Source organism: Pseudoalteromonas sp. G5_S1_14_S5 (genome assembly GCF_054968605.1).
Window position 1 is genome coordinate 1 of record NZ_JBQKUM010000110.1, and the last position, 11,116, is coordinate 11,116.

Genomic DNA, 11,116 nt, shown 5'->3' on the forward strand with positions numbered 1-11,116 from the left:
TAGTATTGAAAGCAGTGACAACTAGTCCGTTAAATACTTACCTTCTGCGACTTGCCAGAACGCTCGAATTAGAGGGTTATCTAGCTGTGCTCGCTTACAACATACGCCTAACTCAAATGGCTTGATGGGTTCTATCTTTAAGCGGCTTACTTTATCTCTTACAGGACTGTTGTTTATGACTACATCGGGTGCGATACCAACCCCACATCCTAACGCTACCATACTTACAATTGCCTCATGACCTGATACTTGTGCATAAATGTTGGGTTTAATCTTCATCTTCTTAAACCATGCATTGGCACGCTCACGAGCGGTACCCGCTTCAGGGATGATAAAAGGCACTTCATTCCAGTTTGGTTTGTCGGATTGCAGTTGTTGGCTAAAGCTACTGACACCAGATGGGATGATGACAGATAGTGGTATATCACTGATGGTTTCGAACTCTAACCTTGAAGGGAGGATGTCTGGTTTCGCTGAAATCGCGATATCCGCTTCGTCATTTAATATTTTATCGATAGATTGAGCTGGGTCACCCGTAGAAAGCTTGAACTCAATATATGGATGAATGGCTCTGAACTCGGTAATTAGCTCAGGAAGATGGCTATAGCTTGCCGTTACGGAGCAAAATATCCTGATCTCACCCTTTAACTCTTGTTCACCGCCTTTTAGGTGAAGATTATATTGCTGCCACTCTCCAACAATGCTCAACGCTACTGGCAATAGGTGTTTTCCTGCTGGAGTGAGATCAACGCTTCGATTGTCCCTGATAAGCAGTTCCTGTCCTGTTTCTTCTTCAAGCTTTTGTACCTGACGGCTCAGTGCTGAAGGGCTGACATGCATGGCTGCAGCGGTTTTGCTGAAACTCTTGCTATCACATAAATGTATAAATAATTGTAGAGATTTTATGTTCATGTTCTGTGATCGTTTCCACGTTGCATTTATTGCAATAACTAATTGTGAATATATCACTTTCAGCAACGGAGTGTCTGTTTTAGTATGAAGTCATTCGATAGAGAGATATCGACCTTACGGACTTATTTTTAAAGGAGTGCCTCAAATGGCTAACTATTTCAATACATTAAACCTTCGTGAACAACTAGACCAACTAGGTCGTTGCCGCTTCATGGATCGTGAAGAATTTGCGACAGAAGCTGAATACCTTGAAGGCAAGAAAATCGTAATTGTTGGTTGTGGTGCTCAAGGCCTTAACCAAGGTCTAAACATGCGTGATTCAGGTCTAAACGTGGCTTACGCTCTACGTCAGGCTGCGATTGACGAGCAACGTCAGTCTTACAAAAACGCAAAAGAGAACGGTTTTGAAGTAGATAGCTACGAGAAGCTAATTCCTGAAGCGGATCTAGTAATCAACCTAACTCCAGACAAACAACACACTAACGTAGTTGAAACAGTAATGCCTCTTATGAAAGAAGGCGCTGCACTCGGTTACTCACACGGCTTCAACGTAGTTGAAGAAGGTATGCAAATCCGTAAAGACCTAACGGTTGTAATGGTTGCACCTAAGTGTCCAGGTACTGAAGTACGTGAAGAATACAAGCGTGGTTTCGGTGTACCAACACTAATCGCTGTTCACCCAGAGAATGATCCTAAGGGAGAAGGTTGGGACATCGCTAAAGCTTGGGCTGCTGGTACAGGTGGTCACCGCGCTGGCTGTCTAGAGTCTTCTTTCGTTGCTGAAGTTAAATCTGACCTTATGGGTGAGCAAACTATCCTTTGTGGCATGCTACAAGCTGGTTCTATCGTATCTTACGAGAAGATGGTTGCTGACGGTATCGACCCAAGCTACGCAGGTAAGCTTCTACAATACGGTTGGGAAACGATCACTGAAGCGCTTAAATTTGGTGGCGTAACACACATGATGGACCGTCTATCTAACCCTGCTAAAATCAAAGCATTTGAGCTTTCTGAAGAGCTAAAAGACCTAATGCGTCCGCTTTACAACAAGCACATGGATGACATCATCCAAGGCGAATTCTCTAGCACTATGATGGCTGACTGGGCAAATGACGATGCGAACCTGCTAGGCTGGCGTGAAGAGACAGGTAAAACAGCATTCGAAAACTATCCAGCTTCTGATCTAGAAATCTCAGAGCAAGAGTACTTCGATAACGGTATCCTACTTGTTGCTATGGTTCGTGCGGGTGTTGAGCTAGCGTTCGAAGCAATGACAGCATCTGGCATCATCGATGAGTCGGCATACTACGAGTCTCTACATGAGCTTCCACTAATCGCAAACACGGTTGCTCGTAAGCGTCTATACGAAATGAACGTAGTAATCTCTGATACAGCTGAATACGGTAACTACCTGTTTGCCAACGTAGCAACACCACTACTACGCGAGAAATTCATGCCATCAGTATCAACAGACGTAATTGGTAAAGGCTTAGGTGAAACATCTAACCAAGTAGATAATGCTCGTCTAATTGAAGTAAATGAAGCTATCCGTAGCCACCCAGTTGAGTATATCGGTGAAGAGCTACGTGCTTACATGAGCGACATGAAGCGCATCGCAGTAGGCGGTTAAGTTCTTAACTCGATATCATCGAAAAAATTTAAAGAGCTCCAAAAACTGGAGTCATAAATAAAAACACAACATCTAATTAAAAGGCTTGGTCGCCGTTGACCAAGCCTTTTTGTTTATTTGGAAAGAAGGAAGAGTGAATCGGAGTGTTGTTAGGAATCTAGACCGAAAAACTCGAGTGCATAAAAAAGGCTGACGTTTTCACGTCAGCCCTCTTATCTTTGCTCACTGAGTGCTTATTTGTCTAAAAGCTTAGCTTCTAGCTCTGCAAGCTTTTGTTCCATTTCAGTCAGCTTTTGACGAGTGCGTAGTAGTACTTGAGTCTGAACATCAAACTCCTCACGGCTTACAACATCTAGTTTGTTTAGCTGGCCTTGGATAACTTGGCGAACTTTTTGGTCTACGTCTGAACCCAGTTCTTTCACTGGCTGAGGCATAGAGTCGTGGATCTGCTTAGCAATTTGCTCTAGTTTTTTTGGATCAAACATATCGATTAAAACTCCTGACTATTTATCACTATTCTATTTAATCACACTTGATATGTCGCCTATCGCGTATAAAAAAAGGCCACCGAAGTAACCTTTTTGATTGTTTTACGACTTAGCGATTACTTGTTATCTGCTAATTCTCTGTGTGCTGCTTTTGCTTCATCGACGCGAGCTAGTTTTTCTAGATCTTTGTCTTCAACAAATACAGGAAGAGGTTTGTGTTTTTCAGCTAGGTAGCTGTAAATCACCGGCAGTACGAACAGCGTAAAGATAGTACCAATCGCTAGACCAGCAACGATTACGATACCGATACTAAAGCGCTGAGCTGCACCTGCACCACTTGCGTACATCAGTGGGATTAGACCCGCGATCATCGCAGCTGTTGTCATCAAGATTGGACGAAGACGAACTTTTGCTGCTTCCATTACCGCTTCAATACGAGTCTTGTGGTGATGCAGCTGTTCTTCTTTTGCAACCTCACAGATCAAGATACCGTGCTTGGTAATCAGACCGACCAGCGTGATCAAACCTACTTGTGAGTAGATGTTCATCGTTGCCGCGCCCCAAGCTAGAGCAATTAGGGCACCACAGATCGCCAGTGGTACAGATACCATGATAACCAATGGATCTTTTAGAGATTCGAACTGAATCGCCAGTACCAAGAAGATAATAGCCAGAGCCAAACCAAAGGTCGCATATAGCGCACTGCCTTCGGTAACGTATTGACGAGCTTCACCCATGTAATCGTGGTTGTAGCCACTTGGTAGCTTGTTCGTTGCCGTCTCTTCAAACCATGCAATCGCATCACCCATGGCTGCACCAGGAGCTGGTACTGCACCAATCGTTGCGGAGTTTAATTGGTTGAAGTGAGGAAGAGAGCGAGGCTCTGCCACAACATCAATCGTAATTAAACTGCCCAGTGGCACCGCTCTGCCATCTGCAGCACGAACGTAGTAGTTATTCATCGATTCAGGGTTCAAACGGAACTTACGCTCTACCTGAGGGATAACCTCATAAGAACGACCGTTTAAGTCGATACGGTTTACGTAGCCATCAGACATCATTGTACCAAGTGTGATACCGATATCTTGCATGGTCACACCGTATGCGCCTGCTTTGTCTTTATCGATGCGTACTTTCATCGTTGCTGAGTCGTAGTTCAGATCAAGATCTGAGTAAACGAACAGCGGGTTTGATGCTACATCAGCCAAAATGTCAGTAGTGATTTGGAACAAGCTCTCAAAACTGTTTGGCGTTGTAATAACAAACTGAATTGGAAGACCTGAACCTGCACCTGGTAGCTCTGGCATTTGGAACGCCGTTACCGCCATCCCCGGAACGTCTTTTACTAGCTCACCTACGCGGTTAGCAACTTCAGACTGACTTGTTTCACGTTCACTCCATGGAACCATAGATGCAATACCAAACGCTTGGTTTGCATTAGGCACACCAGTAAACACCTGCGCGTACGCTACTTCTGGCTGATCAGACAGAATCGTGTTTACGTCGTTCATGGTATTTTGCATAAAGTCTAAGTTCGCATTTGATGGTGCTGTACCCATCAGCATGATCACACCTTTATCTTCGGAAGGTGCTAACTCACTTGGGATAAACTTAAACAGCATCGGCAAGCTGGCAAATACGATAACCGCAAAGCCAATGAATACTGGGCGGTGGTTCATTACCGCACCAAGCATACGCTCGTAACGGTTAGTCATACCATCCAGTACGCTATGTACTTTTTGTTCAAACTTGCTTGGCTCTGCGTGAGCTTTAAGCATTTTTGAACACATCATTGGCGACAGCGTTAATGCCACGATACCGGATACAAATACCGAACCTGCTAGGGTTAACGCAAACTCTTTAAATAGCGAGCCTGTGATACCACCCATCATCGCGATCGGAGCGTATACCGCGCCTAGCGTTAGTGTCATTGCAATAACTGGTACCGCAATTTCACGAGTACCGATGATTGCAGCACGGAAAGGGGACTCCCCGAGCTTGATATGTCGGTCGACGTTCTCTAGTACTACGATCGCATCATCTACTACCAGGCCGATGGCGAGTACCATTGCCAGTAGCGTCATCAGGTTCCAAGAGAAGCCCATTGCCTGCATTACCATTGCCACACCAATCAAAGACAGTGGGATCGTAACGATAGGGATCAGTACCGCACGGAAAGAGCCTAGGAACAAGGTAATTACAACCAGTACGATTAATGCTGCTTCAAGGATGGTCTTAATAACCTCTTGAATCGATTCGTTAATCGCAATCGTTGAGTCATACATTACGTTCATTGAGATGTTGCTTGGTAGGTTCTTCTCTAGCTGAGGAAGAAGCTCAAGAACATCGGCTGCAATGTTGATTGGGTTAGCACTTGGTGCCGCGTTAATCGCTGCAACAACCGCTTCCTGACCGTTCGCACTAGCACGGTACACATCGTGGCTTTTCTCCAGAGAAACCTTAGCAATGTCAGATAGACGGATGATTTCGCCTTCACCGCTTCGTACTACAAGATTCTCTAACTCTTCAACGTTAGATACTTGGGTATCAGCACTGCCGTTGTAGAGAACGAACTCACCCGTTGCTTGACCGGTTGCCGATTGGTAGTTGTTGGCATTCAGTACCGACATCACATCGCTAGCAGTGAGATCAACGGCAGCCATTTTTGACGGGTCTAGCCATACGCGTAGTGCGTATTTCATACCACCGTATAGGTCAACTTTCGATACACCGTTTACCGTAAATAGCTGCGGGTTGATTACACGCTCTAGGTAATCGGTAATTTGACTCGACACCAACTCATGACTAGTAAAACCAATGTAGAGTACCGCCGTTGTTGAACCGGTCGACATGGTTACGGTTGGATCTTCCGCTTCTTTTGGAAGCTGAGAACGAACCGAGTTTGTCTTAGCCAGTATGTCAGACAACGCTGCGTTTGGGTCGGTGTTCAACTTCATGTTTACGGTAATCGTAGAGCTACCGAGTACAGAGGATGAAGTCATATAATCGATGTTATCCGCTTGTGCAACAGCCTGTTCGAGTGGCTGGGTGATAAAGCCTTGGATAAGATCGGCACTTGCACCGTAGTAACTTGTGGTGACGGTTACTACGGTATTCGTCATTTCAGGGTATTCACGCACCTGCATTTTGAAGATTGCTTGTAAGCCAAGCAGAGCAATCAAAAAGCTGATGGATACCGCTAGAACTGGACGTTTAATAAAAACATCAGTAAAGCGCATTATGCCTCCAGTTACAGCTTAGGTGTTTCAGTTGGTGGGGTAATTGCATCACTTTCCACAACCTTAACTTTGGCACCGTTACTTAGACGTACTTGGCCAGAAGTCACAACGGTATCGCCCGCTTTCACACCTTCAAGGATGTGTGCGATATCAGCAGTGCGTTCACCAACTTTTACAACATGTTGAGTAACGCGTTGAACACCGTCTTCTTCATTCAGGATGTAAACATTGTCACCGTATAGAGTGAAAGTAATCGCTGTTTGAGGTAGGGTTACTTGGTTCTCTAGTTTAGGCAAAATGATGTTAGCGCGAGCGAACATACCGCTACGAAGCTTGCCATCATTATTTGGAATGTCTGCTTGAACTTGAATAAGACCACTTTGCACGCTTACGGCTGGTTCAATAGCACTGATTGATCCTTCAAATGGGATTTCAGGGTAAGCGTCAACGAAGATATCAACCGCCTGACCCACACTGATGCGAGAGATGTCAGTTTGAGATACTGTGAAGCGTAGGCGCATGACACTGGTGTCTTCTAGGCGAACGATGTCTGTACCTGATTGTAGGTACTGGCCTAGGTAAACGTTACGGATACCAACGGTGCCATCGAATGGTGCGCGAATTTCACGACGTTCGATCGACGCTTTTAAGCTCTCAATATCAGCCGAAAGAGAGAAATAGTTTGCTTCTGCTTCATCATAAGCTTCTTTAGAAATAGACCCTTTTTCAAACAGGCCTTGGTAACGCTTGTACTTAGCTTTTGCGGCAGGCAAACGAGCTTCAGAACTTTTCAAATTCGCTTTCTCAACATCTGAATCTAAACGAACAAGTTGCTGACCGTTTTTAACTTCGGTGCCTGATTCGAAAGAAATTTGGTCGATGACACCGCTGTTTTCATTCGCAAGAGTGACACCTTGGTTTGGTTCGATGAAGCCGATAGCTTCAATCACAGGGACCCAGTCGATCGGCTGAACTTCAGTAACGGTGACAGGAAACTCTGGTTCAGGGCGGTTTGCCAAGTATTCCGCTATTTTTTGTTGCTTGAACATGTTAAACCCAATAACGCTGCCAAAGAGTAATACAGCGATGAGTAACATGAAGAAGGTCCACTTTTTCATTATGGTCAAATCTCCGATCTAGTGTGTAATTATTGCGTCCCAACTGGCTTCTATTGCTGCTTCTAATGCAGCCTCATCCATTTGGTAAAATCCTAAAGAATGCTTTCGCGCTAGAGAAACGCTAGCCGCTAAGCTCAACCCGCTTAATACTTCGTTATGTAGCGGTTTAAACAACCCTTGCTCTTTCCCGTCATTAAATAGCTGCTCAACTTGGTCAAACATTTTGCGTTCAAGTTCCCTGAAGTTTAGGCTATTTGTGATGGGTAGAGCCTCATACTGGACCCGATTTTTAATCGCAGCCAAGTTCGTTCCTGCTAAGTTCCATATGTTAAGCCACATGGTTCTATAGCGTTGCTTGATTGGGTCTGAATCATTAACGCCCTCTTGAACAGCATCAGCTACTCGTTGAGTGACGAGAACACACACATCAGCAATCAAGTGATCTTTGTCGTCGAAGTAGCGATATATCGTCCCCGCAGCAACTCCAGCTTCCTTTGCAAGCTTTTGCATTGATAGGCCTTGAAAACCGACTTCAGCAATCAGTTTTTCTGCAGCAGAAAGTATTTGCTGGCGTTTGTCCCTATGTGTATGAATTGTCATATACTTATCACTCCAGCGAATGAACGTTCATTCATTATAGCCTAATAACTAGACTTATGTGTAACCCCCTGTTGTAGGGATGATGTAAATTCTTCAACAAGAGAACGTAGCATTCGTGATGTTGCAGCATTATTATAGGCACGCAACTAATTTGACCTTGTAAGAACAGATAGAGAACCAAATGAAACTGAACCCAAGACAAGATGAAGCCGTGAAGTATGTTTCAGGCCCCTGTTTAGTATTAGCAGGCGCTGGATCAGGCAAGACACGTGTTATCACCAATAAAATTGCTTATTTGGTTCAGGTGTGTGGCTACAAGGCGCGCAACATCGCGGCGGTAACCTTTACTAATAAAGCAGCGCGTGAGATGAAAGAGCGTGTAGGGCAAACCTTAGGTAAAGGTGAAGCGAAAGGACTTATCGTTTCGACGTTCCACACTATGGGTTTGACCATTATTCGTCGTGAGTACAAGGCACTGGGCTTAAAAGCGGGCTTCTCTCTGTTTGACGACCAAGATCAGTTAGCACTGTTAAAAGAGCTAACTGAAAGACAAATTGATGGCGATAAGGATTTATTGCGTGCATTGATGAGTGCGATTTCGAACTGGAAGAATGACATGCTGATGCCAGAGCAGGCCAAAGCGCGTGCTCAAGGTGAGCAAGAGCAGTTGTTTGCGTTCTGTTTCGAGATGTATCAAAAGCAGATGAAGGCCTACAACGCCCTCGACTTTGATGATTTGATTGCACTGCCAGTATTATTACTCAAAACCAATCAAGAAGTGCGTGAACGTTGGCAGTCGCGTATTCGCTACCTACTTGTGGACGAATACCAAGATACCAACACAAGCCAGTACGAATTGGTTCGCCTACTGGTTGGAGAGCGTGGTCGCTTGACGGTAGTAGGTGACGATGACCAATCTATTTACTCATGGCGTGGTGCTAAACCGCAGAACTTAGTATTGCTGGGTGAAGATTATCCGAACCTTCGCTTAATTAAGCTGGAGCAAAACTACCGATCAACCAGCCGAATCTTGCGTGCAGCGAACATCTTGATCGCCAATAACCCACACGTATATGAGAAGTCTCTATTCTCTGAGATCCCAGACGGCGAAAAGCTTAAGGTATTGAATGCTAAGAACGAGGAGCATGAGGCTGAGCGTATTACCGGTGAGATCATCGCACACAAGTTTTTGAACCGTACTGAGTATAAAGATTACGCGGTGCTTTATCGTGGTAACCACCAATCGCGCTTAATTGAAAAAGCCTTGATGCAGAACCGTGTGCCTTACAAGATCTCTGGCGGTACCTCGTTCTTCGCTAGAGCGGAAATTAAAGACATCATGGCTTACTTGCGTGTGTTGGTGAACCCTGATGATGACAACGCCTTCCTACGTATTGTAAACACGCCACGCCGTGAGATCGGCCCGGTTACGCTAGAGAAGTTAGGTAGCTACGCCAACATGCGAGGCAAGAGCTTGTTTGAGGCCAGCTTTGAGATGGGCTTAGAGCAAACCCTAACAGGCAGAGGCTTGGAGAACCTGCGTCGATTCACGGATTGGATTGTTCGTATCTCGGATAACGCCGAGCGTGGCAATACTGTGGATGCGGTTCGTGCTTTAGTTCGTGATATTAACTACGAAGACTGGTTATACGAAACCTCAGCAAGCCCGAAAGCGGCGGAGATGCGTATGAAGAACGTGTCTGATCTCTACAGTTGGATTGTGGCAGACTTAGAAGGCGACAATTACGATAAAGAAGAGAAGTCGTTACGTGAGGTTGTGCAGCGCTTAACCCTGCGCGATATGATGGAACGAGGTGAAGATGATGACGATGCTGACCAAGTACAGTTAATGACACTACACGCATCGAAAGGCTTGGAGTTCCCATATGTGTATTTGATGGGAACAGAAGAGGGCATCTTGCCGCACCAAACCAGTGTTGATGAAGGTAACGTTGAGGAAGAGCGTCGCCTGATGTATGTGGGCATTACTCGAGCGCAGAAAGAGCTGACTTTTACTAAGTGTCGTGAACGTCGCCAGTTTGGTGAGTTAATTAAACCCACACAAAGTCGTTTTCTTGATGAATTGCCACATGATGATGTGGAATGGGAAAGTGTGAAGAAGCCACAGTCTGCTGAAGAGCGAATGGAGAAAGGGCAGGCGCACATTGCCAATATTCGAGCAATGTTCAATAAGAAGTGATGTTCTGTTTTACATAGCACTATATAGAAGACAGTAAAAAGGTGACCTGATGGTCACCTTTTTGAATTTGGCATTTTTAACCATAGCTCGGCAAATTACAGACCAGCAATCATGTGCTCGATAGCATCTTTGATTTCGTCGTCTGAACAGTCCATACATGAACCTTTTGCTGGCATCGCGTTAAAGCCATTGATAGCGTGGTCAGCTAGAACATCGCGACCTTGAGCAATACGAGGACCCCAATCACCCGCATCGCCTTTTTTGGGTGCGCCACTTACGCCAGATGCGTGACAAGCGATACAAAAGGTACCATAAACTGTTGCGCCATCACGAGGGCCTGTTGGCTCAGCGGCTACTGGCTCACTGCCGACAAGGTATACTTGACCAACTGGTTTGATGCGCTCAGCAATTGCATCTTGCTCTGCTTCACTTAGGCCTGAAGCGATTGCACCAGTTGAGAAGGTTAAAACTGCGATGACAACGCTTAAAATTCGACGAGACATATCCATTAAACTCACTTTACATTCCCAAGGTAAGTACATGCTTACCAAATTATAGTGTTGGAGGGGGTTTTGGCTTTAACCAGTAAAGAGCAACTGTTAAACCAATGTAAATAATGGGTGATTATATCCCGATAAGTTGTTGCAATAAACAACAACTTATAAGCTGTGGTGGGTTGTAGTACTCAAATAAGGGGTTTATCACATATTAACTGTCGAAAAAGAGACCAAACAGAAAAAAAAGTTAAAAAAGTACTAGACGGCATTGGGTGATATACGTATTATTCCACTCCGCCGACAGGGCATGCGCCTGTAGCTCAGCTGGATAGAGCGTTGGCCTCCGGAGCCAAAGGCCGAAGGTTCGAATCCTTTCAGGCGCGCCATCCGGTCACTTACTTTGTAAGCGAGAAATTGGCAAAAAAGAAATTA

The 11,116-nt window shown here is 45.1% G+C and carries 8 protein-coding genes and 1 tRNA gene; 3 read left to right on the top strand and 6 right to left on the bottom strand.

The features are described from left to right. Positions 1 to 21: 21 nt before the first annotated feature. Positions 22 to 912, bottom strand: a complete 891-nt coding sequence (gene ilvY / locus ACTRWI_RS20995) for an HTH-type transcriptional activator IlvY (RefSeq protein ID WP_499133677.1) — start codon at positions 910 to 912, stop codon at positions 22 to 24. Positions 913 to 1,057: 145 nt separating this feature from the next. Between ilvY and ilvC the strand changes: the two genes are divergently transcribed. Then, the gene (gene ilvC / locus ACTRWI_RS21000) at positions 1,058 to 2,542 is read left to right on the top strand and encodes a ketol-acid reductoisomerase (RefSeq protein ID WP_499133678.1); all 1,485 of its coding nucleotides are present in this window, start codon (positions 1,058 to 1,060) and stop codon (positions 2,540 to 2,542) included. 233 nt (positions 2,543 to 2,775) lie between these two features. Here the strand turns inward: ilvC and ubiK are convergent, their stop codons facing one another. The 4 genes from ubiK to ACTRWI_RS21020 all read right to left on the bottom strand — a co-directional run bounded on the left by ubiK (position 2,776) and on the right by ACTRWI_RS21020 (position 7,987). Beyond that, a complete protein-coding gene (ubiK, locus tag ACTRWI_RS21005) occupies positions 2,776 to 3,027 on the bottom strand; it encodes a ubiquinone biosynthesis accessory factor UbiK (protein WP_499133679.1) in 252 nt (83 codons plus the stop codon). A 119-nt stretch (positions 3,028 to 3,146) separates the two neighbouring features. Continuing rightward, complete coding sequence (locus ACTRWI_RS21010; protein WP_499133680.1) at positions 3,147 to 6,269, bottom strand: multidrug efflux RND transporter permease subunit; 3,123 nt, start codon at positions 6,267 to 6,269, stop codon at positions 3,147 to 3,149. An 11-nt stretch (positions 6,270 to 6,280) separates the two neighbouring features. Continuing rightward, positions 6,281 to 7,387 (bottom strand): efflux RND transporter periplasmic adaptor subunit, encoded by a 1,107-nt coding sequence (locus ACTRWI_RS21015; protein ID WP_499133681.1) that lies wholly within the window; start codon positions 7,385 to 7,387, stop codon positions 6,281 to 6,283. 18 nt (positions 7,388 to 7,405) lie between these two features. Beyond that, entirely contained in the window at positions 7,406 to 7,987 is a 582-nt protein-coding gene (locus ACTRWI_RS21020) for a TetR/AcrR family transcriptional regulator (RefSeq protein WP_499133682.1), read from the bottom strand. Positions 7,988 to 8,168: 181 nt separating this feature from the next. Here ACTRWI_RS21020 and rep point away from each other — a divergent pair, with 181 nt between their 5' ends. Then, positions 8,169 to 10,187 carry a DNA helicase Rep gene (gene rep / locus ACTRWI_RS21025; RefSeq protein WP_499133683.1) on the top strand — a complete coding sequence of 673 codons (2,019 nt, stop codon included), beginning with the start codon at positions 8,169 to 8,171 and terminating at the stop codon, positions 10,185 to 10,187. Positions 10,188 to 10,282: 95 nt separating this feature from the next. Here rep and ACTRWI_RS21030 read toward each other — a convergent pair whose 3' ends face one another. Further along, complete coding sequence (locus ACTRWI_RS21030; RefSeq protein ID WP_499133684.1) at positions 10,283 to 10,696, bottom strand: c-type cytochrome; 414 nt, start codon at positions 10,694 to 10,696, stop codon at positions 10,283 to 10,285. Between the two features lie 297 nt (positions 10,697 to 10,993). Here ACTRWI_RS21030 and ACTRWI_RS21035 point away from each other — a divergent pair. Further along, positions 10,994 to 11,070 (top strand) — tRNA-Arg (locus tag ACTRWI_RS21035). The last annotated feature ends 46 nt before the right edge of the window (positions 11,071 to 11,116 follow it).